General features: G+C 65.1%; 26 protein-coding genes. 7 read left to right on the forward strand and 19 right to left on the reverse strand.

Translation table 11 applies throughout. From position 1 onward, the window contains the following. Positions 1 to 11: 11 nt before the first annotated feature. Positions 12 to 350, reverse strand: a complete 339-nt coding sequence (locus LDZ21_RS12710) for a P-II family nitrogen regulator (protein WP_014190273.1) — start codon at positions 348 to 350, stop codon at positions 12 to 14. A gap of 397 nt (positions 351 to 747) precedes the next feature. Here LDZ21_RS12710 and LDZ21_RS12715 point away from each other — a divergent pair, with 397 nt between their 5' ends. Both LDZ21_RS12715 and LDZ21_RS12720 read left to right on the forward strand, forming a co-directional pair. Next, on the forward strand, positions 748 to 1008 hold the full coding sequence (locus LDZ21_RS12715; RefSeq protein WP_035961856.1) for an accessory factor UbiK family protein: 261 nt from the start codon (positions 748 to 750) through the stop codon (positions 1006 to 1008). Between the two features lie 96 nt (positions 1009 to 1104). Next, positions 1105 to 2643, forward strand: a complete 1539-nt coding sequence (locus tag LDZ21_RS12720; RefSeq protein ID WP_244793603.1) for a YifB family Mg chelatase-like AAA ATPase — start codon at positions 1105 to 1107, stop codon at positions 2641 to 2643. A 352-nt stretch (positions 2644 to 2995) separates the two neighbouring features. Here LDZ21_RS12720 and LDZ21_RS12725 read toward each other — a convergent pair whose 3' ends face one another. Beyond that, entirely contained in the window at positions 2996 to 3586 is a 591-nt protein-coding gene (locus LDZ21_RS12725) for a hypothetical protein (RefSeq protein ID WP_404980490.1), read from the reverse strand. Between the two features lie 172 nt (positions 3587 to 3758). Here LDZ21_RS12725 and LDZ21_RS12730 point away from each other — a divergent pair, with 172 nt between their 5' ends. Continuing rightward, the gene (locus tag LDZ21_RS12730; protein WP_035961858.1) at positions 3759 to 4298 is read left to right on the forward strand and encodes a TlpA disulfide reductase family protein; all 540 of its coding nucleotides are present in this window, start codon (positions 3759 to 3761) and stop codon (positions 4296 to 4298) included. Positions 4299 to 4355: 57 nt separating this feature from the next. Here the strand turns inward: LDZ21_RS12730 and LDZ21_RS12735 are convergent, their stop codons facing one another. From LDZ21_RS12735 to LDZ21_RS12760, 6 genes are all read right to left on the reverse strand, one after another. Then, positions 4356 to 5696 (reverse strand): sigma-54-dependent transcriptional regulator, encoded by a 1341-nt coding sequence (locus tag LDZ21_RS12735; protein ID WP_244793604.1) that lies wholly within the window; start codon positions 5694 to 5696, stop codon positions 4356 to 4358. 22 nt (positions 5697 to 5718) lie between these two features. Further along, entirely contained in the window at positions 5719 to 7704 is a 1986-nt protein-coding gene (locus tag LDZ21_RS12740; RefSeq protein WP_404980489.1) for a sensor histidine kinase, read from the reverse strand. 21 nt (positions 7705 to 7725) lie between these two features. After that, positions 7726 to 9006, reverse strand: a complete 1281-nt coding sequence (locus LDZ21_RS12745; protein WP_244793606.1) for a dicarboxylate/amino acid:cation symporter — start codon at positions 9004 to 9006, stop codon at positions 7726 to 7728. 415 nt (positions 9007 to 9421) lie between these two features. Then, positions 9422 to 10429 (reverse strand): lipoyl synthase, encoded by a 1008-nt coding sequence (gene lipA / locus LDZ21_RS12750; RefSeq protein WP_244793607.1) that lies wholly within the window; start codon positions 10427 to 10429, stop codon positions 9422 to 9424. Next, positions 10426 to 11226, reverse strand: a complete 801-nt coding sequence (lipB, locus tag LDZ21_RS12755; RefSeq protein ID WP_244793608.1) for a lipoyl(octanoyl) transferase LipB — start codon at positions 11224 to 11226, stop codon at positions 10426 to 10428. Before lipB ends, lipA begins: the two co-directional genes overlap by 4 nt. A gap of 59 nt (positions 11227 to 11285) precedes the next feature. Continuing rightward, the gene (locus tag LDZ21_RS12760; protein ID WP_244793609.1) at positions 11286 to 11612 is read right to left on the reverse strand and encodes a DUF2917 domain-containing protein; all 327 of its coding nucleotides are present in this window, start codon (positions 11610 to 11612) and stop codon (positions 11286 to 11288) included. A gap of 123 nt (positions 11613 to 11735) precedes the next feature. Between LDZ21_RS12760 and LDZ21_RS12765 the strand changes: the two genes are divergently transcribed. Then, positions 11736 to 12689 (forward strand): transcriptional regulator GcvA, encoded by a 954-nt coding sequence (locus LDZ21_RS12765; protein WP_244793610.1) that lies wholly within the window; start codon positions 11736 to 11738, stop codon positions 12687 to 12689. Here LDZ21_RS12765 and LDZ21_RS12770 read toward each other — a convergent pair. The 10 genes from LDZ21_RS12770 to LDZ21_RS12815 all read right to left on the reverse strand — a co-directional run bounded on the left by LDZ21_RS12770 (position 12673) and on the right by LDZ21_RS12815 (position 21515). Next, the gene (locus tag LDZ21_RS12770; protein WP_035961866.1) at positions 12673 to 12960 is read right to left on the reverse strand and encodes a DUF493 family protein; all 288 of its coding nucleotides are present in this window, start codon (positions 12958 to 12960) and stop codon (positions 12673 to 12675) included. The genes LDZ21_RS12765 and LDZ21_RS12770 overlap by 17 nt on opposite strands. A 10-nt stretch (positions 12961 to 12970) precedes the next feature. Continuing rightward, entirely contained in the window at positions 12971 to 13888 is a 918-nt protein-coding gene (locus LDZ21_RS12775) for a D-amino acid aminotransferase (RefSeq protein WP_244793611.1), read from the reverse strand. Between the two features lie 31 nt (positions 13889 to 13919). Next, positions 13920 to 15152 carry a D-alanyl-D-alanine carboxypeptidase family protein gene (locus tag LDZ21_RS12780; RefSeq protein WP_244793612.1) on the reverse strand — a complete coding sequence of 411 codons (1233 nt, stop codon included), beginning with the start codon at positions 15150 to 15152 and terminating at the stop codon, positions 13920 to 13922. A 446-nt stretch (positions 15153 to 15598) separates the two neighbouring features. Continuing rightward, positions 15599 to 16225, reverse strand: coding sequence for an alpha/beta hydrolase (locus LDZ21_RS12785; RefSeq protein WP_244793613.1), 627 nt, complete (start codon positions 16223 to 16225; stop codon positions 15599 to 15601). A 15-nt stretch (positions 16226 to 16240) separates the two neighbouring features. After that, a complete protein-coding gene (locus LDZ21_RS12790) occupies positions 16241 to 16570 on the reverse strand; it encodes a (2Fe-2S) ferredoxin domain-containing protein (RefSeq protein WP_035961872.1) in 330 nt (109 codons plus the stop codon). Between the two features lie 65 nt (positions 16571 to 16635). Beyond that, a complete protein-coding gene (locus LDZ21_RS12795) occupies positions 16636 to 17817 on the reverse strand; it encodes a VanZ family protein (RefSeq protein WP_244794847.1) in 1182 nt (393 codons plus the stop codon). A gap of 73 nt (positions 17818 to 17890) precedes the next feature. After that, positions 17891 to 18499: an ABC-type transport auxiliary lipoprotein family protein gene (locus LDZ21_RS12800; RefSeq protein ID WP_244793614.1), complete on the reverse strand. Its 609-nt coding sequence runs from the start codon at positions 18497 to 18499 to the stop codon at positions 17891 to 17893. Positions 18500 to 18510: 11 nt separating this feature from the next. Beyond that, entirely contained in the window at positions 18511 to 19470 is a 960-nt protein-coding gene (locus tag LDZ21_RS12805; protein WP_244793615.1) for an MlaD family protein, read from the reverse strand. Between the two features lie 35 nt (positions 19471 to 19505). After that, positions 19506 to 20381, reverse strand: coding sequence for an ABC transporter ATP-binding protein (locus LDZ21_RS12810; protein WP_244793616.1), 876 nt, complete (start codon positions 20379 to 20381; stop codon positions 19506 to 19508). Positions 20382 to 20387: 6 nt separating this feature from the next. Then, complete coding sequence (locus LDZ21_RS12815; protein WP_244794848.1) at positions 20388 to 21515, reverse strand: MlaE family ABC transporter permease; 1128 nt, start codon at positions 21513 to 21515, stop codon at positions 20388 to 20390. Positions 21516 to 21718: 203 nt separating this feature from the next. Here LDZ21_RS12815 and LDZ21_RS12820 point away from each other — a divergent pair, with 203 nt between their 5' ends. From LDZ21_RS12820 to LDZ21_RS12830, 3 genes are read left to right on the forward strand one after another with little or no spacing between them, the layout of a single operon-like run. After that, complete coding sequence (locus LDZ21_RS12820; RefSeq protein WP_244793617.1) at positions 21719 to 22621, forward strand: biotin--[acetyl-CoA-carboxylase] ligase; 903 nt, start codon at positions 21719 to 21721, stop codon at positions 22619 to 22621. Further along, complete coding sequence (locus LDZ21_RS12825) at positions 22618 to 23439, forward strand: type III pantothenate kinase (protein WP_244793618.1); 822 nt, start codon at positions 22618 to 22620, stop codon at positions 23437 to 23439. Before LDZ21_RS12820 ends, LDZ21_RS12825 begins: the two co-directional genes overlap by 4 nt. 26 nt (positions 23440 to 23465) lie before the next feature. Then, complete coding sequence (locus tag LDZ21_RS12830) at positions 23466 to 23705, forward strand: hypothetical protein (protein ID WP_244793619.1); 240 nt, start codon at positions 23466 to 23468, stop codon at positions 23703 to 23705. A gap of 20 nt (positions 23706 to 23725) precedes the next feature. On the opposite strand, the gene rfaE2 is transcribed toward LDZ21_RS12830, so the two are convergent. Next, the gene (rfaE2, locus tag LDZ21_RS12835; RefSeq protein ID WP_244793620.1) at positions 23726 to 24208 is read right to left on the reverse strand and encodes a D-glycero-beta-D-manno-heptose 1-phosphate adenylyltransferase; all 483 of its coding nucleotides are present in this window, start codon (positions 24206 to 24208) and stop codon (positions 23726 to 23728) included. Positions 24209 to 24316 lie beyond the last annotated feature (108 nt).

Here is a 24316-nt window from a genome sequence, read left to right on the forward strand (position 1 = left end):
GCCGATTTTTCTTAGAGCGCGTCCGCGCCGGTCTCGCCGGTACGAATGCGAATGACCTGCTCGATCGCGGTCACGAAGATCTTCCCGTCGCCAATCTTGCCCGTGCGCGCGGCACGCTCGACGGCTTCGATCGCCTGGTCGACGATGTCGTCCGACACGGCCGCCTCGATCTTCACCTTCGGCAGAAAGTCGACGACGTATTCCGCGCCTCGATACAACTCCGTATGCCCCTTCTGGCGGCCGAAGCCTTTCACCTCGGTCACGGTGATCCCCGACACGCCGATTGCCGATAACGCTTCACGCGCTTCGTCCAGCTTGAACGGCTTGATGATTGCGGTAATGAGCTTCATGTATCCCTCGCTGTGGTTTCCTGATCTTTCCGCGTGCCGTTCGGTGAAAAAGCGTGCAGAAAAGGTCGCGCCGTTTATGCAACTCCGATGCCATGCTAATAACGACGCGGGTTTGCGCGATTTCGACAGGAAACGGGCGTTGCCTCTGCCGAATGGCTAAAGCGGCAGTTACGCGCTGGCGGAGGGGCAGGTTCATTGCTAGAGTGGTCCCGAAGTCCCCGTAATAAGGGCAGGGACGGCGAAGAAGGCTGGGCGCCGGCGCTAAAATCGCGTCGCCTTCGGGACTGCCCCGCCGTGCGTCGCCGCATTGCGTCGACGCACCAATATCGACCATTCGAAAGCGCGGGGCACTGACCTAACGATGAATGCACGTTATTTGTGCACAAGGGAGAAAACGATGAAGCAGCCCAACGACGTATTCAACGACCTTCAGCAGAAAATGAGCGAACTGTTTCGCAATTCGCCGGCGAAGGACGTCGAAAAAAACATGAAGGCGATGCTCCAGCAGGGCTTCTCCAAGCTCGACCTCGTCACGCGCGAGGAATTCGACACGCAGACGCAAGTGCTCGTCCGCACCCGCGCGCGTCTTGAAGAGCTGGAAAAGCGCGTCGCGCAACTGGAACAGCGGACCGTGAGCGGCGGCACTTCGCAGGACTGACACGCCCGCCCTTTTTCTCGTATCCGGCCGGCGAGCCGTGAAGTCCTAGTCTCATTGCCGGCGCGGCTTTTCGGTCGCGCCGTATCGGGTGAAATCATGTCGCTTGCCGTGGTACGCAGCCGCGCGCCCGCGCCTGGGCGCGCGCCGGAAGTCGTCGTCGAAGTCCATTTGGCCAACGGGTTGCCGTCGTTCTCGATCGTCGGCCTTCCCGATCTCGAAGTCCGCGAAAGCCGCGAGCGCGTGCGCGCCGCGCTTCAGAACTGCGGCTTCGACTTTCCCGTCAGCCGCATCACCGTCAATCTCGCGCCCGCCGATCTTCCGAAAGAGTCGGGCCGCTTCGACTTGCCGATCGCGCTCGGCATTCTCGCCGCGAGCGGGCAGATTCCGGCTGAATCGCTGGCGCATCGCGAGTTCGCGGGAGAGTTATCGCTGACGGGCGCGCTGCGGCCGATGCGCGGCGCTTTCGCGATGGTTTGCGGCGCGGCCCGCCAATATGCGAGTTCCGATTCGCGCGTACCCGATATCTACCTTCCACTCGCAAGTGCTGCCGAAGCCGCGCTGGTGCCGGGCATCGGCGTGTACGGTGCGGACGATCTTCGCGCGCTGTGCGCTCATCTCAACGGCGTGCCCGACGCGCGCCTTAGTCCGGTGCAGGCCGCGACGCTTTCAGATGCGACCGCCGTTTCATCCCCCGATCTGGCGGACGTGATCGGCCATCCCGGTGCGCGGCGGGCGCTCGAAGTCGCGGCGGCGGGCGGGCATCATCTGCTAATGGTCGGACCGCCCGGCGCGGGAAAGTCGATGCTCGCCACGCGTCTTCCCGGCCTCCTCCCACCGATGACCGACGACGAAGCCCTGACTTCCGCCGCCATCCTCTCGGCGAGTTCGATCGGCTTCACGCCCGCGCAGTGGCGTCAGCGGCCGTTCCGCGCGCCGCATCATTCGTCGAGTTCCGTCGCGCTCGTCGGCGGACGCAATCCGCCGCAGCCGGGCGAAATCACGCTGGCGCATCTGGGGGTCCTGTTCCTCGACGAATTGCCCGAATTCGACCGCAAAGTCCTCGAAACGCTTCGCGAGCCACTGGAGGCCGGGCGCATCACCATTTCGCGCGCAGCTCAACAGGCGGATTTTCCGGCCGCATGTCAGCTCGTCGCGGCGATGAACCCGTGCCCGTGCGGCTGGCGCGGCGATCCGGGCGGGCGTTGCCGCTGCTCGCCGGAAATCGCCGCCCGGTATCTGCGCAAGCTTTCCGGTCCGCTGATGGATCGCATCGATATTCAGATCGAGTTGCCCGCGTTGTCGCCGGCGGAGTTGTCGGCGCGCACCGCAAAGCGCGGCGAGTCCAGTGCGCAAGTCGCGGCGCGCGTCGCCATGGCGCGCGACATTCAGTTGCGGCGGCAGGGCAAGACGAACCGCGAACTGGACGGACGCGAGGCCGACGATGTCTGCCGCCCCGATGCAACGGGCGAATCGCTGTTGCGATCGGCGGGCGAGCGATTCGGCTGGTCGGCGCGCGCCTACTATCGCGTGCTCAAGGTCGTGCGCACGATCGCCGACCTCGCGGGGACCGACACGCCGGATGCGTCGCATGTCGCGGAGGCGGTGCAGTATCGACGTGCGGTGTCGATCGCCTGACTTGGGACCGCGAAAGAATGCTTGTCAAGACTTGACTTATGCACACGAAGGCGATCCGCACCGGCGCGTGACCGACTCCCACCGCCTCGGCATGCGCAATTCACAGACCATTGATTTTATTGAATTAATTAACTTGCCGAGAACGAGGGCAAAGTAAGCGCAACCGCGCGACTCGGGCTTTTGATGCCTCCAGCGCACTCTTTTCCACAAAGTTATCCACAGATATTGTGGATAGTGAAAAAAGCCCTGACAAATCCGTGGATTACGCGCCGTTGCTTCGAAGGAACTTTCAGTGCGCGATGTTGCCAACGCGCCCTTTTAACTCGGCGTTAACTTAATTCGAGGCATTCCTCTAAAAAAGTTTAAAGGACGTAAAGAACTGGTCGGCCTGCTCGGCTGGCGGCGTCTTGTCCGCGACGATGGCCAGTTGATAGACATGCGCACCGCGCGCGACGAAGCGTGCCTGAATCGTCCGCGCCTCGCGCTTATCACCGCTTTGGCCCGTTACCCGCATCTCGCTGCCCAGCACGCGGCCACCGGCGGCAAGCTCTATCTGCGTCGCGCGAGCGTCCGGCCGCGCGTTCACGTTCCGCGCAAGGCCCTGTTCGAGATAGTCGAGCGCCGCGCGCTGGAGTTGCGGATCGGCGCTCGGCAGGACGACCGTGCCGACGGCGAACACTGCGTCGTTGGCTTCGGCGGTTTGCATGCGCATCGTCATCGACTGGCCCGCGATTTCGACTTTGCGCTCCGCCGCGCGGGGCTTGGCGGGCAGCGTCACTTCGTAGCCGTCGTCGTTGTTCTGAATCGTTCGCCAGTCGTACGAAGGCGTGCAGGCGACGAGCGCAGCGCAAGCCAGCGACGCGCACATCGCCGCAACCGGCGATGCAAGACCTGCGGCAAAACGGCGCACATTCGCCGCGATGGAAGTTGAAACTCGCTTCATATCGATCGATGCCAGGAAAAGCATCATTATCGCGCCGCAGCGTCGCCCCTCGTGGCTGCTGGCGCGAGCCGTCGACTGTGACGCCTCATGGGGCGATTGGCGTAGAATGCTTGGCACGTTTCTTTGCGATTGCGCCCATCGCGGCGCTCGAGTCCGCAATTCGAGGTTCCACATGTCCCAAACCACCGAAGCCACTTCCGCACGCGCGAAGAGTCCGTTGCGTTACATCGTGATGGCGCTGATTGCCGGCGTGATCGCGTGCACTGGCTATTTCGCGTTCGGCGGCCAGCAGCGCGTACCCGATGCCACGTTCACGCTGCTGTCGGGTCAAAAAATCTCGACCTCGGCCGACCTGAAAGGGAAGGTCTATCTCGTCAATTTCTGGGCGACGAGCTGCGAGACCTGCATGAAGGAAATGCCCGACATGATCAACACGTACAACAAGTTCAAGGGGCGCGGCCTGGAATTCGTCGCCGTCGCGATGAGCTACGACGCCCCGATGTACGTCAGCAACTACGCGCAAACGCGCAATCTGCCGTTCAAGGTCGCCATGGACGACGGCAGCGCCGCCAAGCAGTTCGGCAACGTGCAGCTCACGCCGACGACCTTCGTCATCGACAAGAACGGCAAGATCCTGAAGCGCTATGTCGGCGAACCGACGTTCGCGGAACTCGACGCGCTGCTGGACAAGGCGCTCGGCTCGGCAGCCTGAGCCTCATCGCACGATGAACAACGCCCGCTTCGGCGGGCGTTGTCGTTTGTATGGCGTCTAGCGGTCGGAATCGCCCTTTGCCGCGAGACCGTACCGCTTGATCTTCTCGTAAAGCGTCGCCTTGCCGACCTGCAAGCGATCCGCCGCCACCGCGACCGCGCCGCCGCACTGTTCCAGCGTTTCCCCGATGACCGCGCGTTCGAACTGCTCGGTGCGCTCCTTGAGCGATTGCGTCGTCGAATCCGCCGATGCGCCGATATCGTCGATCACGCCGAGCACCATCCGGTCCGCCGCGTTGCGCAGTTCGCGCACGTTGCCGGGCCAGTCGCGCTGCATCAGTTCGGCGCGCTGGCGGTCGGTGATGAGCGGCGCGGGCCGCTCGTAGCGCACGGCGGCATCGAGCAGAAAGTGTTCGAAAAGCGGCACGATGTCTTCGCGGCGCTCGTTGAGCGGCGGCAGCGTGATCGTCACGACATTGAGCCGATACAGCAGATCGCGCCGGAACGAGCCCTGGGCGACGTGTTCGTTCATGTCGCCCTTCGCCGCCGCCACGACGCGCAGATTCGCCCGCACCGGCTGATTCGAGCCGAGCCGTTCGAGCACGCCGTCCTGCAACACGCGCAGCAGTTTCACCTGTAGCGAAAGCGGCATGCTTTCGATTTCATCGAGAAACAGCGTGCCGCCCGACGCGTGCTCCAGCTTGCCGATGCGCCGCTTCTGCGCGCCGGTGAAGGCGCCCGCTTCGAAGCCGAACATCTCGGATTCGAACATCGGCTCCGGCAGCGCGCCGCAATTCACTGCGATAAAAGGCTTGTCGCGACGCGGCGACAAATCGTGCAGGCTGCGCGCGATCAGTTCCTTGCCCGCGCCCGTATCGCCGTTGATGAGCACGGACGCATCCGTCGGCGCGACGTTCGCGATCAGCCGGCGCACCTGCTCGATCGCCGGGCTGCGTCCGATGATGCGCGGCGCCACGCTGCTCTGCTCCGCCAGTTCGCGGCGCAACGCCTGATTTTCGAGCACGAGCTTGCGGCGCTCCAGCGCGCGCCGCACCGCTTCCACGAGCCGCTCGGACGCGAACGGCTTCTCGATGAAGTCGTACGCGCCGTCGCGCATCGCCTGGACGGCCATCGAAATATCGCCGTGACCGGTCACGAGCAGCACGGGCACCTCCGGCGCGCGCTCGCGGCACTGCGCGAGCAGATCGAGACCGCTTGCGCCGGGCAGCCGGATATCGCTGACGATCACGCCGGGAAAATTCGCGTCGATGGCGCGCGCGGCCGATTCGACGCTCCCGTGGCCCGTCACGTCGAAGCCCGCGAGTTGCAAGCTCTGGACGCTCGCGCGCCGCACGAGTTCGTCGTCTTCGATGAAGATCACCTGCAAGCCGGTGGTCATGGTCTGGCCTCGATTCAGTTTTCTATGCACGACGCAGCGTCAACACGAATTCTGCGCCGTGCGAGCGATCGGCGTCGGCCTGCGTGCCGCCTTCCGGGCCATCCGCGACGATCGGCGCGACGACGTTGCGCGCGACGAGCGTGCCGCCGTAATCCCGCGCGATCGCCGATGAAATCGCGAGCCCGAGGCCGAGTCCGTGACCCGTCTCCTTCGTCGTGAAGAACGGTTCGAACAGATGCGGCAACGCATCGGCGGGAATGCCGGGACCGTTGTCGCGCACGATGATCTCGACCGCGTCCGGCCGCGCGTCCAGTTCGATGACGATGCGCGGGGCATCGCAGGAAGCGACGGCGTCGAGCGCATTGCCGATCAGGTTGATGAGCACCTGCTCCAGCCGCAAATCCTCGCAGCGCACGTGAATGGCCGCGCCCTCGCCTTCGAGTTCGGGCGCGACGTCCAGCGTGACGTTCTTCAGACGCGGACCGAGCATCGCGAAGACATTGCGCAGCGCGCGGGCCACGTCCGTGCGCGCGTTCTTCGGGCGCGCCTTCGCGACGAACAGCTTCAACTGATTCGTGATCTTGCCCATGCGCTCGGTCAGCGAGGCAATCGCTTCGAGGTTTTCGCGCGCCGCCGCCTGATCGCCGCGATCGATCAGCACGCGCGTATTGTCGGAAAAACTGCGCAGCGCCGCGAGCGGCTGATTGAGTTCATGCGTGATGCCGGCGGCCATCTGTCCGAGCGCGGCGAGCTTGCTGGCCTGAATCAGTTCGTCGTGAGCGGCGCGCAGATCCTGTTCGGCGCGCGTGCGCTCGTTCACTTCCTTCGTCAGTTGCGCGTTCGCCTGCGACAAATCCGCGGTGCGCTCCGCGACGCGCTGATTCAATTCCGCATACGCCGTCTGCAGCATCTCGCGGCTGCGGATCATCTCGCGCACGCGCGCGCGGCGCATGCGCCAGTAGAACGCCAGCAAGCACAGCGACAGAAACACGAGCGCGGTCACGACAACCGCCGTCTGCGCGGCGCTTTCGATGGGATCGAGCGGCGCCATCGTGATCAATTGCCAGTCCGGTTCGCCGATGGAGCGTCGCGTCGCGAGGAAGCTCGGCGCGTTCAGCCCGCCGCCGACGCGCACGATCTGCGCGCCGCCTTCGAGCGTCTCGACGACGGACATCGGCAGCGGCGTGATCGGCTGCTGCGCGTACTGGCGCGTCGAATAGACCGACGCCTCGACGCTCTGCGGCAGCGGCCGCACCGTGTGATATTTCCAAGACGGCACCGACGACAGAAAGATCACGCCGTGATCGTCGGTGACGAGCAGCGGTTCCGACGCATCCGCGCCCTGCAGCCATTCGAGGTTCAGCTTGACGACGGCCACGCCGATCAGTTCGTGCGAGCCTTCCCGATACACCGGCTGCGAGATGTAATAGCCCGGCTCCAGCGAAATCGTGCCGAGTCCGAAGAAACGTCCGACGCCGCCTTTCATGGCATCGACGAAATACGGCCGGAAGTGATATTCCACGCCGACGAAGCTGTCGGGCCCGCGCCAGTTGCTCGCTGCGACGCAAAAGCCATCGGCGCGGATCAGATAGGTCGCGGTCGCGTGCGAGCGGCGATTGAGGTCTTCGAGATAGCGGTTCGCCCGATCGACGTTGCGCGCATCGGGCGCGGCCAGCACGTCCTGCACGAACGGGTGGCGTGAAAGAAGATACGGAAGGTATTCGTAGCGGTCGAGCGTGCTCTTGAGCGTGCTCGTCGTGCGGTCGACGCGGGCGGCCGCATTGCGCCGCAACTCGTCGATACCGCGCTGCCATGCGATATGCCACGTGAGCGCGCAGCACGCCGTGAGCAGCGCAAGCAGCGCGAAGAACACGAGGATGCGGCGCGTCACTTGAACAGATTCCCGCGAGTGAGAATCCGTCATTGTGGCATACGCGTTTTCGGGGTACGCCGGGCCTGACGCGTGCGGCGAAGCATTCGCCGATCGATGCTTCGCCGCGCGTTGCATGGCTTTACCGGCGCGGATCGCTTAGACGGTTTCCGCTTCGGTGTCGTCGCCGCCGCGACTCAGCGCGGCGCGCAGCTTGTTGCGGTCGAGCTCGCGCTCCCACGCCGACACCACGACCGTCGCCACGCCATTGCCGACGATATTGGTCAGCGCGCGGCATTCGCTCATGAAGCGGTCGATGCCGAGAATCAGCACCATGCCGGACAGCGGAATGGTCGGCACCACGGCCAGCGTCGCCGCCAGCGTGATAAAGCCCGCGCCCGTCACGCCGCTTGCGCCCTTCGAGGTCAGCATCGTGACCGCGAGAAGCGTCAACTGCTGGCCCCAGGACAGGTCCGTATTCGTCGCCTGCGCGATGAACAGCACGGCCATCGTCATGTAGATGTTGGTGCCGTCGAGGTTGAACGAATAGCCGGTCGGCACCACGAGACCCACGACCGAACGCGAGCAGCCGAGCTTTTCGAGCTTGAGCATCAGTTGCGGCAGCGCGGCTTCGGACGAACTCGTGCCGAGCACGATCAGCATCTCTTCCTTGATGTACGCGATGAAGCGCAGCACCGAGAACCCGACCATCCGCGCGATGGTGCCCAGCACCACGATGACGAACACGATCGACGTCAGATAGAACGTGCCGATGAGCTTGAGCATCGGCACGAGCGAGCCGATGCCGTACTTGCCGATGGTGAACGCCATCGCGCCGAACGCACCGATCGGCGCGAGCTTCGTGATGATGCCGACCATGCCGAACAGCACGCCCGACAGACCTTCGATGAACGTCGTGACCACCTTGCCGCGCTCGCCGAGATGCGCGAGCACTGAGCCGAACAGCAGCGCGATCAGCAGGATCTGCAGGATTTCGCCTTGCGAGAACGCCGACACGAGCGTGTCCGGAATGAGGTGCATGAAGAAGTCGACCGTGGTCTGGCCGTGCGCCTTCGCGGCGTAGGTATCGATCGCCTTGTGGTCGAGCGTGGCCGGATCGACGTTGAAGCCGACACCCGGTTTCAGCACGTGCGTGGCGATCAGGCCGAGAACCAGCGCGAACGTCGACACGACCTCGAAGTACAGCAGCGCCTTGCCGCCCACGCGCCCGACTTTCTTCATGTCCTCCATCCCGGCGATGCCGGTGACGACGGTGCAGAAGATGATCGGTCCGATGACCATCTTGATGAGCTTGATGAAGGCGTCACCGAGCGGTTTCATGTCGGTGGCGAGCGAGGGATAGAAATGCCCGAGCAAGATGCCGATGGCGATGGCAGCGAGCACCTGCACGTACAAGACTTTATAGAAAGGTTTCTTCACGATGGTTCCAGACAAGATCAGGCAGTTGGCAAAAGAGCGCCAGCGGCGAGCCGCGAAGAGCGGGCAAAGCGTCGTTGCGCGGGGAAGCCGCGCACGCCGGATCGCGTCGCGTAAGCGAGAGCCGCTACGTCGACGGATTTATGGACGGCTGGATGCGAAAGGGGTCATCGGCGTGTCTCCTTGACTTTTATGAGCGGCTTGGCGGGCCGTGCCTTTCTCATTGCAAGGGCGATGCCAGCTTCGTTTTTCGCCTAAGTGCTTGTCGCGCCGAGGTTTTTTGCAAGGAGCATGCGCAGACAGTCCCGGTTTCCGGAAATCCGGAACGCGGGCGTCCGAGGCTCTGGACAATTCGAACGCCCGAAAAAAAACCCACGTCACCGTGGGTTTTCTTTGCTGCCCGAAGCACACGCTCTCTTTAAACGACTCCAGCGCCGTGCGCCTGAACGTCCGCGTGATAGCTCGACCGCACCATCGCGCCGACCGCCGCGTGCGTGAAGCCCATCTTGTACGCTTCTTCCTCGTACATCTTGAACGTGTCCGGATGCACGTAAGCCCGCACCGGCAAATGGTGCTCGGACGGCTGCAAGTACTGGCCGATCGTCAGCATATCGACGTCGTGCGCCCGCAGATCGCGCATCACCTGAAGAATCTCTTCCTCGGTTTCGCCGAGACCGACCATCAGGCCCGACTTCGTCGCGACTTCGGGATGCAGCGCCTTGAAATCCTTCAGCAGCTTCAGCGAGTGGTGATAATCCGAGCCCGGACGCGCTTCCTTATAGAGACGCGGCACCGTTTCGAGGTTGTGATTCATCACGTCGGGCGGAGCGGCGGTCAGAATGTTGATCGCGCGATCCAGACGGCCGCGGAAATCCGGCGTCAGAATCTCGATGCGCGTTTCCGGCGAATGCTCGCGCACCTGCCGGATGCACTCGACGAAATGCGCCGCGCCGCCATCGCGCAGATCGTCACGGTCGACGCTCGTAATCACCACGTATTTCAGCTTCAGCGCGCCGATGGTGCGCGCGAGGTTGATCGGCTCTTCGGCATCGAGCGGATCGGGGCGGCCGTGACCGACATCGCAGAACGGGCAGCGGCGCGTGCACTTGTCGCCCATGATCATGAACGTGGCCGTGCCCTTGCCGAAACATTCGCCGATGTTCGGGCAGCTCGCCTCTTCGCACACCGTATGCAGGTTGTGCTCGCGCAGAATCTGCTTGATCTCGTAAAACCGCGAATTGCCCGTCGCCGTGCGCACGCGAATCCAGTCCGGCTTCTTGAGCTTCTCGATCGGCACGACCTTGATCGGAATGCGCGATGTCTTCGCCTGCGCCTTCTGCTTCGCGGTTGCGTCGTAATCAGCGGTGGTGGAAACAGGCGCCGATGAAGCGGTGTCGCCGGCCAGGTTTGCGGTTGCGTCAGTCATTCGGTTGGTCCGGTAGATGCAGCGAAACGGCTCGCGCCGTCTTGCGGTTGAGCGGCGGCGCCCTGTGAGCCGTCTATCTGAAGCGCCAGTCTTTCGGCAAGCGTGAGTGCCACGTCGTGCCAGTCGGCGGTGACGCCGAGCGTCGCCATGTCGACCGTTTCGAGTCCCGCGTAGCCGCACGGGTTGATCGCGAGGAACGGTCGCAGATCCATCTTTACGTTCAGGCTGACGCCGTGATAGCTGCAGCCATTGCGGATCTTGAGCCCGAGCGCGGCGATCTTCGCGCCCTCATGCGCTTGATGCAGACGAACGTTCGCGCCTTGCCGCGCCTGCTCCGGCGACGGCGTCGCGACGTAAATGCCGGGCGCGCTAGCCTTGCGGTCGGTCGCGAGATTATACGTCGCGAGCGTTTCGATGACGGCCTCTTCGATGCGCCGCACCAGCTCGCGCACCATCAGCTTGCGGCGGCGCAAATCGAACAGCAGGTAAGCGACGATCTGCCCCGGCCCGTGATAGGTGATCTGCCCGCCGCGATCCACCTTGACGAGCGGAATGCCGCTGTCGGCCAGCAAGAGGTGCGCGGGATCGCCCGCGAGGCCGAGCGTGAACACTTGAGGATGTTCGACGAGCCAGATTTCATCGGGCGTGTCCGGCGTGCGGGCGTCGGTGAACGCGCGCATAGCGTCGAAACTTTCGCCGTACGGCTCGACGCCGCGCCAGCGCAGCCTGACGTCGTGCAGGACGCCGGCGGTATCTGGGGAAGGCTCGGGGGAGAGGGCAAGCGGCGTGGCGGACATGGTTCCGGTAGTTTACCGAAATCGCTCCATGCCCGCCCGTGCTGGAAGGAAACGCGCGCTCAGACGGTGCGCCAGCCGGCGCGCGCACGCTGCGTGAGGCGCTCGATCGCGCTCGACAGCCAACGGATCGCGCGTTCGTCGCGGCGCGGCATCATCGTGAAGACGATGCACGCCGGCTTGTCGCCCTCCACCGATAGCCACAAGCGTTCGCGGCTGCGCAGCTTGAGGCGATCGCCGGGCGCGAGCCAGTAATCCTCGATGTCGTCGCTGCGCGTCGCCCAGACCCGGGCGCCATGAACGGTGAGCCGCGTGCTGCGCGCGATGCGCATCGGCACCGTTTCGCCCGGCTTGATTTCAAAGGTGATGCTTGTCGATATTTCTCGCATGATCCACTCCGCCAAGGGAACGTTTCGATGACTACAATCCTAGGCGTAGCAAGGCATCCGACAAAACGATCAATTTTCACCGCTATGTGAGCCGAATTGACAAACCCCTCGACATCGATCCACATGGACCTGCGCCAGTTGCCCGCGTTGAACGCGCTGCGCGCCTTCGAAGCCGCCGCGCGTCACGAGAGCTTCTCGCGCGCCGCCGACGAACTTTTCGTCACGCACGGCGCGGTCAGCCATCAGATTCGCGCGCTGGAAGCGGAACTGGCCGTCACGCTGTTTGCCCGCGACGGCAAGCGCGTGCGGCTGACCGACCGTGGCCGCCAGTACGCGGCGGATGTGCGCGCGGCCCTCGTCGCGATGGCCGAATCGACGCGACGCATCCGCGCGGGCGATCGCGACCGGCGGCTGGTCGTATCGACGATTCCGTCATTCTCCGCGCGCTGGCTCACGTCGCGCGTGGGCGGGTTCATCGAGAGGCATCCGGAATTCGATCTCGAATTGCTGTCGACCAGTTCGCTCACCGATTTCAACCGCGACGACGTCGATCTGGCCATCCGCTTCGGTTTCGGCAAATACGCCGGCGTGCACGCCGAACCCTTGCTCGACGAAGTGTTCTTCCCGGCCTGCTCGCCGCGTTTCAACGGCGGCCAGTTGCCTCGCGCACCCGCAGATTTGCCGAATTTCCAGCTCCTTCGTTCGAGCGACGAACTCTGGCGCCCGTGGTTCGACGCAGCCGGTCTCCCCGACGTGCCCGAGCCGAAGCGCGGCGTCTTATACGAGGATTCGTCGAATTTGCTGCAGGCGGCCATCGATGGCCAGGGGATTGCGCTCGTGCGGCGCTCGCTCGCGATGCAGGAAATCATCGCGGGAAGGCTGGTGCGGCTTTTCAACGTCGATGGTCCGAGCCCGTGGACCTATTTCTTCGTCTGCCTGCCCGAGTTGCTGACTACGGCCCGCGTTCAGGCGTTTCGTGAATGGATTTTCGCGGAAGCGGAACAGTTCCGCCTGCTCTACGAGCGCACCCCCGCCGTGTGCGATGCGCCCGCAGGCAATCTCAGAGCACTACCTTGACCATCGGATGACCGGTGAGCGCGCGATAGATGTCGTCCAGATGCGCGCGATTCTGCGCGCGCACGGTGCACGTGAGCCCGGTGTAATTGCCGCCCGACGACGGCCGTGTTTCGACGCGCGTCACGTCGAACTCGCCGTCGAACTCGCGGATAACCGTGACGATGGTGTCCTGAAATTCAGGGTGCGACTTGCCCATCACCTTGATCGGGAAATCGCACGGAAAATTGAAGAGGTCGTCGGTGCTGGAAGGTTGTTTGGTGGAATCGGACATGGCTTTCTCCTTAACCTGCGCGGCTCGCCTGATTCGCGAATTCCCGCGCCTTCGCCCGCTGGTAGGCATCGTATAGCGCAGCATAGACCGGGCCGGGACGGCCGTCGCCGACGCGCTTTCCATCGAGCGTCGTAATCGGCATCACTTCCTTCGTCGCCGAACTGATCATGACTTCATCGGCGGCGCGCAGCTCGGCCTCGGTGACGTCGCGTTCCTCGAACGGAATGCCCGCCTCGGCCGCCAGTTCCTCGATCAGCCCGTAGCGAATGCCTTCGAGAATGCGCGGTCCGCGCGGCGCGCCCAGCAGCGTGCCGCCTGCAACAATCCACACATTTGAGGATGATCCTTCCGTAAGCAAGCCGTCGCGCAACTGGATGGTTTCGAGCGCGTCGTGTTCCGCCGCGTGTTGCGCCATCAGCACGTTGCCGAGCAGCGATATCGATTTGATGTCGCAATGCAGCCAGCGTTTGTCCTCGGCGGTCACGGCCACCGCGCCTTGCGCGCGGCTCGCGTCGCTCGGATAGGCGACCTGACTCAGCATCACGAACACGGTCGGCGTGATGCCCGCCGGAAAGGCGTGCCCGCGCTTCGCCGCAACGCCGCGCGTGACCTGAATATAGACGAGCGCATCGCCGGGGCCGGCGTTCGCCTCGATCGCGCGATGAATCAGCGCGCGCCAGCCGGCATCGTCGAAAGGATTGTCGATGCGAATCTTGCCGAGACTGCGATTCAAGCGCGCAAGATGCTGCGCGAGCCGGAACGGCAGACGCGCACCGCCGGCCTGCGCGTAGAGCGGCACGACTTCATAGACGCCGTCGCCGAAGATGAACCCGCGATCCAGCACCGGAATGCGCGCTTCGGAAAGCGGCCCCCATTCGCCGTTCAGATAGACCGTCGGGTCGAATACATCGGCGTGGTTCGGATTCATCGTTGCCGCTCCGTTCGGAAACAAACGCGTATTACTTCCGCTTCTGCCACATCAGCAGCGCGGAATCCCACAGGCGGCCAAAGAGGCCCGCTTCCGGCACTTCCTGCAGCGCGACGAGCGGGAACTGCGCGACTTCCTTGCCATCGGCCATCATCCGGACGGTGCCGACCTGCTGGCCCTTCTTCACCGGCGCGATGATCACATCGTTGCGCGTGATCGTCGGCTTCACCTTGTCGCCGAGACCCTTCGGCACGGTGATGTACTGATCCGTCGATACCCCCGCCTGCACGTTGTCCGCCGCGCCCTTGTACACGCGCGGCGATTCGACCACCTGATTCGCCTTGAAGAGACGCAGCGCGTCATACGCGGTGTAGCCGTAGCTCAGCATCTTCAGGCTGTCCTGCACGCGCGCCGATTCCTTCGGCTCGCCCATCATCACGGCGACGAGGCGGCGGCTCGCGTCCGGCGTGCCGACGAGCGGGCGCTTGGCCGTCGCGATCAGGCAGTAGCCAGCGGCTTTCGTGTGGCCGGTCTTCAGGCCGTCGACGCTGGAGTCGAGCCACAACAGGCGGTTGCGGTTCGGCTGCTTGATCTTGTTATACGTGAACTCCCGCTCCGAGAAGATGCTGTAGTACTCGGGGAAGTCGCGGATCAGGCGCGTCGACAGCACGGCGAGATCGCCTGCCGTGGTGTAGTGCTGCGGATCGGGCATGCCGTTCACGTCGGCATAGTGCGTGTGCTTCATGCCGATGCGCTGCGCGGCGCCGTTCATCAGATTGACGAAGTTAGCCTCGCTGCCGCCGACCAGTTCCGCCAGCGCGATGGCCGCGTCATTGCCCGACTGGATGATCATGCCGTACACGAGGTCATGCACCGTGACGGGCTTGTTCGCCTCGATGAACATGCGCGACTCGTCCGTCCGCACGCGGCGCACGGCCTCGCTCGGCATCACGGTCTGATCCATGTTGATCTTCTTCGCTTTCAGCGCGTCGAAGACGAGATAAGCGGTCATCAGCTTGGTCAGCGATGCCGGTTCGACGCGCTCGTCGGGATTGCCCGATGCAAGCACCTGATTGCTGGTGGCGTCGACGAGCACCCACGAGCGGGCCGTCACCGCGGGCGGCGGCACTTGCGCAAATGCGCTCGCGGCGGCGAACACCGCCGGCAACACGATGGCGGCCTTCAGTGCGCGAAGCCTTACAGAAGCAGCAGGAGCGGAAACAGAAACGGACGGGACAGAAAAGCCGGAAGGGAAAAAGCGCATAGGATCGGTCGGCAGAAAGTGCGTCGGCGCTTCGCCTGGAATGATCCAGGGCGGCGAAGCGCGGGTTGAACAGGCAGACCGTCGATGCCGGTCGGCGCTTCGCCTGATTGTCCGGGGGCCGGACAACCGGCACTTGCGGTGCCGCAGCGAAGAGCGCTCATTCGACAGACAGCCGCGCCATCGGTTCTCAAACGTTTGTTTTCGAAACGTCGCGTTGGCCGGCATGGGAGCCGGAGCTCAGGCGTCGGGCTTTTCGCCGGAACCGATTCGCTCTCGCTTTGCGGCAAGCAAAACGCAAGCTGAACGCGAACGGGCGGCGAAAAAATTCTGCGCCATTATACGCGCGGCTCAGAGCGCCTTTGCGGCCAATCTGCCCGTGATTCGCCCGAATTTGCGCTTTTCAGGCGATGCCTATGCACGTTTCCAAGGTCGATTCACGCGAGGCGTTACCGCCATGCGTCGACGATCACGCGCTTCAGGATATGCAGCTTGCGGTGAAAGAAGTGTTCGCCGCCGGGAATCACGACGACCGGCAATTCCTGCGGACGCGCCCAGTCGTAGACGGATGCGATCGGCACGGTGTCGTCCACTTCGCCGTGAATCACGAGCGTGTTCTCGGGCGCCGGAGCCACCTCCCAGCGGCTCGCCGCCGTGCCGACAAACACCATGCGCTCGATCGCCTGCCCTTCGTCCATCATGCGTTTGGCGACATGCGACAGCACGAAGGTGCCGAACGAAAAGCCCGCGAGCACGATAGGCACATCGCTTTGCCCGGGCTGCGCGCGCATGTGAGCGATGACCGTCAGCAGGTCTTCGCGCTCGCCGATGCCGTTGTCGTGCTCGCCTTCCGTCTGCCCGACGCCGCGGAAATTGGAGCGATAGGTCGTGTACCCGAGCTGAACGAAGGTCCGCGCGAGCGTCTGCGCCACCTTGTTGTCCATCGTGCCGCCGAAGAGCGGATGGGGATGCGCGACGAGCGCAATGCCTCGCGGCGCGGCGTCGGTCCGGTCGAGCGCGACCTCGATCTTGCCGGCCGGCCCGTCGATCAGGAATTTTTCTGTTTGCGCGTTCATGCGGCGAGGCGTTCGTTAAACCGGTTGGTCGATGAGAAGACGCTCGACGATCTTCCCGTTGGCGAGATGCGAATCGACGATTTCGTCGATGTCCGTTTCATCGACATACGTGTACCACGTGCCCTCCGGATACACGACCACGACCGGTCCCAGCTCGCAGCGGTCGAGGCAGCCCGCCTTGTTGATCCGCACCTTGCCCTCCCCCGCGAGCCCGAGCTTCTTCACGCGCTTTTTCGCGTGCTCCTGCATCTCCTGCGCGTTGCAATTCGCGCAGCTCGGCCGCGTGGCGTCGGCGTCGCGCTGATTGAGGCAGAAGAACACGTGGTACTTGTAGAAAGAGTCCATGAGTATCGGGCGCGCCGGGCGAATGAGTGTCGGTCGATTATAGCGAGCGATGTTGCGGCCTGCCGTCAGCGCTCGTTGCCCGCGCCGCCCGCGTTGGCCACGCGCCGCCGCGTGAACCACGCCCGTTCCGCCGCCGACGCGAGCCAGCCGAGCGCCGCATACGGCCACACCCACGCGAGCCAGTGCAGCAGCCCGTTGAAGTGCAGATACCGCCCCTGCCGCCAGTCGGCGAGCACGATGTCGAAGTACGGATTCACCGGCAGCACATTGACGAGCGCGAGCCCGACGACGAGCGCCCCGCCTGCCAGCGCCGCCCGCAGCGCACGCGGCAGCGCGACCGACAGCACGCCCGCCGCCGCGCCGATGCCGATGCCTTCGAGCGCGCCATCGGTGGCCCAGTCGAATGTCAGGCCCGCGTGCGATTGCAGGAACGACGCGCCCGCTTTCGCGAACAGCGTCGCGACGATCAGGCCGAGCATCAGCCGGATGCGCGGCGCGCGTTCGCGCGTGAGCAGCGTCACGAGCACGAGCGCCGCAAAGAGATTCGACGACGTGATGAGCGCTTCCCATGAATCGTCGGGCAGCAGCCCGCCGAGCCGGTCCGGCCAGCTTTCGATGTCCCATGACGCGGGCGTCCAGGCGAGGATCGCGTCCTGCATCGCCGGATCGAGGTTCTCCCACAGCACGCGCGGCAGGTCGCCGCCGCCGAAGAGATACGGCGCGGGGAACATCGCCGCGAACGGCCACAACGCCGACAGCCCGATGACATACGCGCCATGCCGCTCGAACCACGTGAAGCGGATCCGCCTCAGCAAGCCCCGATCGAGCAGCGCGCTGGTCGCGGGCGCAACGAGCACGCCGCCCACGAGCGCGCCGAGCGCATTCGCGGCGAGATCGAGATTCGACGACACGCGCGTCGGCAGATAGGTCTGGATGGACTCCATCACACCCGACAGCAAGCCGCCGCCGATAAACGCCGCGCACACCGCCGCCGCCCCCCGCCAGCGCGGATACAGCGCGAGCACGATCAGCGCGCCGAGCGGCATGTAGCCCAGCACGTTCGTGACGACGTCGAACGCGGTCACATATTGCGGCAGCGGATCGGTGAGAAACGCGAGCGGCCCGATGCCGAGCGATCGCCAGCCAGAAAACGGATAGAGCGAGCCGTACACGACGAGCGCCGCATACGCGATGAGCGCCTGCCGCGAAAACGCCGACGGGCGGCGCTGCCATTGCTTGATCGTCATGAGCCGCCCGAGCGCCTCCGTTCGAGCGACGTTGCGTGCGAGCGTGCGGGCGAAGTTGCGCGATGTGTCGATGTCATCGTGACGCGGCGAGCGGCTGCGCATCGAGCCACGCGCTCAGTTGTGCGATCAGATCGTCCGATGCCGCCGCGAGCGCCCGCGCCCCGCCGGGTGCGTCCGCAGTCGGCGCGGGCGCGCTCGCGGCGAACGCCCGCTGCGCGACCACGCGGCCCTGCTGCGTGAGCGTCGCGCGCACCGACACCGCGCCGTGGCTCCGCTCAGGCGCATCAAAGACCTGCTCGAAGCCGGTCAGTTCGACTTCCAGCAGCGCCGCGCGCACCGTATCGGCGCCCGTCAGCACCGGGCCGCGCGCCGCCAGCGCCGCGCGCACGCGCTGCGTCAGGAGTTGCGCGGGCGGCATCGTCCAATGGCTGTTGGCATAGGTGCCTGTGCGTTGCGCGTCGGCATAGCTCATCCGGTAGACGAACGCGTCGGTTTCCAGGCTGCGCGGCGCGCCGACGGCGAGCACCTTGACGGGCGGCAGCGCTTTCGTTTCCGTCGATGTTGGCGGTGCGCCGAGGTCATAGCGCGCGTCGGGCGCGACCGTCGCGTTCGACGCGCAGCCCGCCAGCATCGCCATGAACACGAGCGCGAGCGACGTTCGGTTCAACTGTGTATGTCCCATGAGATTCCTTTTCAACGCGCCGGATTCGCCGGCCAGACGAAGCCCGGCTCGCCCGGCCCCGGCGGCATCGACGGCGCACCGAACAATACGCTGCGCGGGCTCGCGCTGAACGTATCGGCGGCGCGGTCGACGGAACGCGCGGCGCTGCCCAGATCCTCGGTGAACGAATAGAGCCGCGGCAGCGCCTCGAAGCCCACGCGCGCCGTCATCTCGCGCAGCGATTCGTTCATGTCGGCGAGCGACGTCGCCGCCTGTTGCGCCGCGTTGCCCGCCTTGTTCAGATTCGTCACGAACGGGCCGTTTTCGCGGCTCAGATTCTGGACGAACGCATTCGTCGATGCCAGCGTGCGGTCGAGCTGTTGCAGCGTCTGCGGCAGGCGCGCCGTGGCGGGCCCGGCCTGATTCGCCAGCGAGGCAATGCCATCCGCCGCGCCCTGCAGACTCTTCGCGGTGTCCATGAGCTGATTGCGCACGTCGTCGGAGAGGAATTTATCCGCATCGTCGGACAGGCGCTCGAAGCGGCGCAAAATCACTTCGCCGCGTTCCTGCAACTGCTCGAAGAGGCCGGGGCGCATCGGCACTTCGGCGACGTGCTGCGGCGACGAAGCGAGCGCTCTCGTGTCCTTGCCGGTGTCGTCGAGTTGCACGAACGCGATGCCCGTCACGCCCTGAAAGCCGAGCGTCGCGAAGGTGGAATGCGTCATCGGCGCGTTCTGGTCGACGAGAATGCGGATGCGAATTTGCCCCGGATGCGACTTGTCGAAGCGGATCGACTCTACCTTGCCGACGCCGAGACCGCGATAACGCACGGAGGCATCGGTGAAAAGACCCGTCACGTTGGTCCGCGCGATCAGGTCGTACGGCACGCGCACGGTGCGATCGACGTTGAAGAAGAACGCCGCGAACGCGATCGCCAGCACGAGCACGATGGTGAACAGCCCGGTCCAGAACGCGTGTGATTTGTTTTCCATCGGCGGGTTCCTTCTTTCTGTGGGCGTGGCGTCGGCTATCTGACGATGGTCGAGGCGTCGTCGAGCGCGACGGCGGGCAGCTTCGCGCGGCGCTCGGGCGGCAGTGCGGCAAGCGCGCGGCGTCCGCGCCGCCCCAGAAAATACTCGCGGATGAACGGATGATCCACCGCCACCGCCTCTTCGACGGGCGCCGCGACGAGCACGCGCCGGTCGGCCAGCACGGCGACGCGCGTGGACAGCGCGACCATCGTATCGAGATCGTGCGTGACCATCACGACCGTGAGGCCGAGCGCGCGGTGCAGCGTTGCGATGAGATCGACGAATTCGTCCGATGCCTTCGGGTCGAGGCCCGCGGTCGGCTCGTCGAGGAACAGCAGTTCGGGTTCCAGCGCAATCGCCCGCGCGATGCCGACGCGCTTCACCATGCCGCCCGACAGCGCCGACGGCATCTTGCTCGCGTGCTTGCACGACAGCCCGACCATTTCGAGCTTGAGCATCACGAACTCGCGGATCAGATCTTCGGGAATCTTGCCGAGTTCGCGAAACGGCTGCGCGATGTTGTCGTACACCGTCAGCGACGAGAACAGCGCGCCTTGCTGAAACAGCATGCCGGAGCGCGTGCGCAGCATCTTGGCGGTCTCTTCGTCCATGCGCGCCCACTCTTCGCCGAGCACGCGAATGGTGCCCGATGTCGGCGATTCGAGTCCCAGAATCTGCCGGACGAGCGTGGTCTTGCCGGAACCCGAGCCGCCGAGCAGCGCCACGATCTCGCCGCGCCGCACGTCGAGATTCAGGTGCTCGTGAATCACGGTCCTGCCGTAGCGTTTCGTGACATCGCGCACTTCGATGACCGGCTCCGCGATGACGGGCGGCGGCTGATGGCGCACAGCGGTGGCGAGCGTCGTCGACATGTGCGTTTATAGCCCCACGTTCTGGAAGAGGATCGCGAACACGGCGTCCGCGAGAATGACCACGGTGATCGACGTGACCACGGAAGTCGTCGTGCCTTCGCCGAGACTTTGCGAATTCGCCTTGATGCGAAAGCCGAAGTGACAGGCGGCGAGCGCGATCAGCATGCCGAACACGACGCCCTTGCCGAGCCCGATCCACAGATTCGCGATCGGCACGACGGACGGCAGCGAGCGGACGAAGAACGATATGTCGATGGACAGCACGAGCTTGGCCGCGAGCGCGCCGCCGACGAGCGCGATGATGTTCGTCCACATGACGAGCAGCGGCATGGCGATGCCGAGCGCGAGCACGCGCGGCAGGACGAGCCGCAGACCGTGCGGGATGCCCATGACCTGCATCGCGTCGAGTTCCTCGGTGACGCGCATCACGCCGATCTGCGCGGTGATCGCGGAGCCGGAGCGCCCGGCGACGAGAATCGCGGAGAGCACCGGCCCGAGTTCGCGTATCACCGACAGGCCAAGGATGTTCACGATGTACTGATTCGCGCCGAACATGCGCAACTGCTGCGCCGACAGATAACTGAGAACGATGCCGATCAGGAACGCGACGAGCGCCGTGATGGCGAGCGCCTGCGCGCCGGCGCTATAGATGTTCGCGGAGATCTCCGTCCACGGCGTGCGATTTGGACGCCGCACGATGGCGAAGAGATCGATGAGAAAGGTGCCGAACATCGCCAGGCCGCCGTACACGTGATCGAGGAAGCCGAAGATCAGTTGTCCGAGCCGTGTCACGGGGCCGGTGCGGTCGACGGGTTCGGGTTCCTCGCGTTCGGCGTCGAGCAGTGCGACGCGCTCGAAGATTTCGCGCTGGGTGTCCGACAGCGCGATGGTGGCGGGCATCTTGCGGCCCCAGATGCGCCATAGCGCCTGACCGCCGACGTGATCGAGGCGCTCGACGGAGAGCAGGTCCCACTGGCCGATGGCTTCCCGCCCGATGGCGCGCAGCCGCCGCGTGACGCCGCTTTTGGCTCGATCACGCGCAAGCGCGAGCGCGGTCCATTGGCCCGAGAGCCGGACCACCTTGCCTTGCTGACCGGCTTCCACTCGAAGGCGGGGCGGCGTGTCGAAGTTCAAGGGTGTTGGGGCGGGATGGGAGGGAGAGGACATTGTAACGAAGGTTGTCCTGGGGCGGTCCGCCGCAGCACGCCTCGGCGCATCGCTGACGAGCGAAGGCTTTGGCCATCGGCCGCCACGCTGCGCAAAAGACGCTTCGTCTCGCGTTCGCGCGACCCCGGCGAGGAAGGGCATCGGCATACCGCCCCGCTACAATACCCTGCATGAACCCCTCCGCTTCCTTCGCCCCCGACGCCCCGTGGCGCATCGATCGCAGCCGGCTCGCGACGCTCGCCCCGCGTCCCGCGCATGACTGGGACATCGAAATCGTCGATGAAACCGGCTCCACGAACGCCGATCTCATCGAACGCCTGCGCGCCCAGCCCCGCGACAACGCGCCGGCCGATCCGCCCGCGCCCGTCGTCCGCGTCGCATATTCGCAGACGTCCGGCCGGGGCCGGCGGGGCCGCGCCTGGCTCGCGGAGCCGGGCAACGCGCTGCTGATGTCGGTCGGCTATGTGCTGCGGCGGCCTATCGAAGGGCTATCGGGGCTGAGTCTGGCGATCGGCGTCGCGGTGCTCGATGCGCTCGCGCGCCTACCGCTCTCGCCGTCCGCGCGGCCCGCCCTCAAGTGGCCGAACGACGTGCTGCTCGACGATGGCAAGCTCGCCGGCATCCTCATCGAAACCGCATGGACGGGGCCGGGCGCGACGGCCGTGGTGATCGGCATCGGCATCAATCTGCATGGCGCGGAGCACCTCGCCGCTCAGGTCGATGACGCGAATCGCCAGGCCGCGTCCGCCGTTCCCGGCACGGCGCCCGCCTCGCTCGCCCGCGCGTGGCCGGGCGCGAATCTCACCGACACGCTCGCCGCGCTGCTCAACGCGCTAGATGCCGCCCTGCCGCGCTTCGAAGCCGAAGGCTTCAAGCCGTTCCGCCAGCGCTGGACAGACGCGCACGCCTACGCCGGCCGCGAAGTCGTACTGCTCGATCAAGGGCAGGAAATCACGCGCGGCGTGGCATCGGGCGTGGACGACAGCGGCCACTTGCTGATCGACGCACCCGAAGGACCGCGCGCCGTCGCCACGGGGGAACTGAGCTTGCGCCTCGCGAAGGAACGTCCGTGAGCGACGCGCGGATACTGCTGATCGACGCGGGCAACAGCCGCATCAAGTGGTCGCTCGCCGATGAAACCGGCGCGCCCATCGCGAGCGGCGCGTTGGAGCACGAGCGGGAAGCATCGCAATCCGACGACCCGGCGCTTGCCGCGTGGTCATCGCTACCCGATCCCGCTAACGCGTGGATTTCGAACGTGGCGGGCGCATCGGTGCAGGACCGGATCGAACGTCTTATTGACGCGCGCTGGCCCGCGTTGCCGCGCACCGTCGTCCGGGCGAAGCCGCGTCAATGCGGCGTGACCAACGGCTATGCGGAGCCGGAAAAGCTCGGCAGCGATCGCTGGGCCGGCCTGATCGGCGCGCGCGCGGCCTATCCGGGGGAGAACGTACTGATTGCCACGTTCGGCACCGCGACGACGCTCGAAGCCTTGCGCGCCGACGGCGTCTTCACGGGCGGACTGATCGCGCCGGGCTGGTCGCTGATGATGCAGTCGCTCGGCAGCCGCACCGCGCAATTGCCGACGCTCGACGCGGCGGGCGCAAAACGCGCGCTGAACGCCGCCGTCGAAAAGCCGCACGCCCTCTTCGCGATCGATACGGCCGCCGCGTTATCGTCCGGTTGCCTGCTGGCGCAAGCGAGTTTGATCGAGCGAGCATGGCGCGATCTGCGCAACGACTGGCAGGCGGACGTCCGTCTCGTGCTGAGCGGCGGCGCCGCCGATGAAATCGCGGGCGCGCTCGACGCGCCCTACACTCGCCATGATTCCCTGGTGCTGTCGGGACTCGCGCTCATCGCGCGGGAAACGGCGGCGCTTCACTCATCCTGATTCTAATCGACTAACGGAGCCCAAGAATGCTGCGCTGGCTCATCGCCATCCTGACCCTGGCCAACCTTGTAATGTTTGCGCTCGTACACGGCACCTTCGGCCCGCTGCCGGCGGCCGGCGCGCGCGAGCCGCAACACCTGATGCAGCAGGTCCGGCCTGAAACGCTAACCATGCATCCGCTCCATCCCGAAGAAGCTGCCGATCAGCCGCAAGTCGGCGGTCCCGCGCCCTCTGTCAAAGTGCAAACTGCGCCGCTCAGCCAGTAGACCGGCAGAGCGGCATCGCGTCAGGACTGCGCGCGCACTTTCTTGAGCAGCGCGGTCGTCGAGCGGTCATGCTCGAAAGCGATCGCCATCGCCTTGCCGCCCCACCCGCGCACCAGCGCCGATTCCGCGAGCTTGTCCATGTCGTAATCGCCGCCTTTCACGAGCACATCGGGATGCACGGCGCCGATGAGTTGCAGCGGCGTCGGCTCTTCAAATTTCACCACCCAGTCCACGCTTTCAAGCGCCGCCAGCAGCGCCATGCGATCGTCTTCGCGATTGATCGGGCGATCTTCGCCCTTGCCGAGCATCCGCACGGAGGCATCGCTGTTGACGCCGACGATCAGCGTCGCGCCGAGCGCCTTCGCATCGGCGAGATAGGTCACGTGTCCGCGATGCAGGATATCGAACACGCCATTGGTGAATACGACCGGCCCGGCGAGCGTCGGACGGAGCGCGGCGAGCGCGTCGCGCGTGGTGATCTTGCGTTCGAAAATGGCGGGCATGGCGATGCTCGATGCAGTGGTTCAAGAGCGCGCATTGTGCCACGGCGGCTCGAGGCTTCCGGGCGCTGCGCTGAACCTTCGGGATGCAAAAAAAGCGGCCCGTCAGTT

It is taken from the genome of Caballeronia grimmiae, assembly GCF_022879615.1.
Taxonomy (GTDB): domain Bacteria; phylum Pseudomonadota; class Gammaproteobacteria; order Burkholderiales; family Burkholderiaceae; genus Caballeronia; species Caballeronia grimmiae.

Coding starts and splice junctions, on each gene's coding strand:
- LDZ21_RS12790 (WP_035961872.1), bottom strand. CDS start 16,570: ATGGACTCTTTCTACAAGTACCACGTGTTCTTCTGCCTCAATCAGCGC.
- LDZ21_RS12740 (WP_404980489.1), bottom strand. CDS start 7,704: ATGCAACGCGCGGCGAAGCATCGATCGGCGAATGCTTCGCCGCACGCG.
- LDZ21_RS12735 (WP_244793604.1), bottom strand. CDS start 5,696: ATGACCACCGGCTTGCAGGTGATCTTCATCGAAGACGACGAACTCGTG.
- LDZ21_RS12805 (WP_244793615.1), bottom strand. CDS start 19,470: ATGGAAAACAAATCACACGCGTTCTGGACCGGGCTGTTCACCATCGTG.
- lipB (WP_244793608.1), bottom strand. CDS start 11,226: ATGTCCGCCACGCCGCTTGCCCTCTCCCCCGAGCCTTCCCCAGATACC.
- LDZ21_RS12820 (WP_244793617.1), top strand. CDS start 21,719: ATGAACCCCTCCGCTTCCTTCGCCCCCGACGCCCCGTGGCGCATCGAT.
- LDZ21_RS12830 (WP_244793619.1), top strand. CDS start 23,466: ATGCTGCGCTGGCTCATCGCCATCCTGACCCTGGCCAACCTTGTAATG.
- LDZ21_RS12715 (WP_035961856.1), top strand. CDS start 748: ATGAAGCAGCCCAACGACGTATTCAACGACCTTCAGCAGAAAATGAGC.
- LDZ21_RS12710 (WP_014190273.1), bottom strand. CDS start 350: ATGAAGCTCATTACCGCAATCATCAAGCCGTTCAAGCTGGACGAAGCG.
- LDZ21_RS12810 (WP_244793616.1), bottom strand. CDS start 20,381: ATGTCGACGACGCTCGCCACCGCTGTGCGCCATCAGCCGCCGCCCGTC.
- LDZ21_RS12780 (WP_244793612.1), bottom strand. CDS start 15,152: ATGCGCTTTTTCCCTTCCGGCTTTTCTGTCCCGTCCGTTTCTGTTTCC.
- LDZ21_RS12770 (WP_035961866.1), bottom strand. CDS start 12,960: ATGTCCGATTCCACCAAACAACCTTCCAGCACCGACGACCTCTTCAAT.
- LDZ21_RS12775 (WP_244793611.1), bottom strand. CDS start 13,888: ATGAATCCGAACCACGCCGATGTATTCGACCCGACGGTCTATCTGAAC.
- rfaE2 (WP_244793620.1), bottom strand. CDS start 24,208: ATGCCCGCCATTTTCGAACGCAAGATCACCACGCGCGACGCGCTCGCC.
- LDZ21_RS12765 (WP_244793610.1), top strand. CDS start 11,736: ATGGACCTGCGCCAGTTGCCCGCGTTGAACGCGCTGCGCGCCTTCGAA.
- LDZ21_RS12795 (WP_244794847.1), bottom strand. CDS start 17,817: ATGACGATCAAGCAATGGCAGCGCCGCCCGTCGGCGTTTTCGCGGCAG.
- lipA (WP_244793607.1), bottom strand. CDS start 10,429: ATGACTGACGCAACCGCAAACCTGGCCGGCGACACCGCTTCATCGGCG.
- LDZ21_RS12760 (WP_244793609.1), bottom strand. CDS start 11,612: ATGCGAGAAATATCGACAAGCATCACCTTTGAAATCAAGCCGGGCGAA.
- LDZ21_RS12730 (WP_035961858.1), top strand. CDS start 3,759: ATGTCCCAAACCACCGAAGCCACTTCCGCACGCGCGAAGAGTCCGTTG.
- LDZ21_RS12725 (WP_404980490.1), bottom strand. CDS start 3,586: ATGAAGCGAGTTTCAACTTCCATCGCGGCGAATGTGCGCCGTTTTGCC.
- LDZ21_RS12720 (WP_244793603.1), top strand. CDS start 1,105: ATGTCGCTTGCCGTGGTACGCAGCCGCGCGCCCGCGCCTGGGCGCGCG.
- LDZ21_RS12785 (WP_244793613.1), bottom strand. CDS start 16,225: ATGAACGCGCAAACAGAAAAATTCCTGATCGACGGGCCGGCCGGCAAG.
- LDZ21_RS12800 (WP_244793614.1), bottom strand. CDS start 18,499: ATGGGACATACACAGTTGAACCGAACGTCGCTCGCGCTCGTGTTCATG.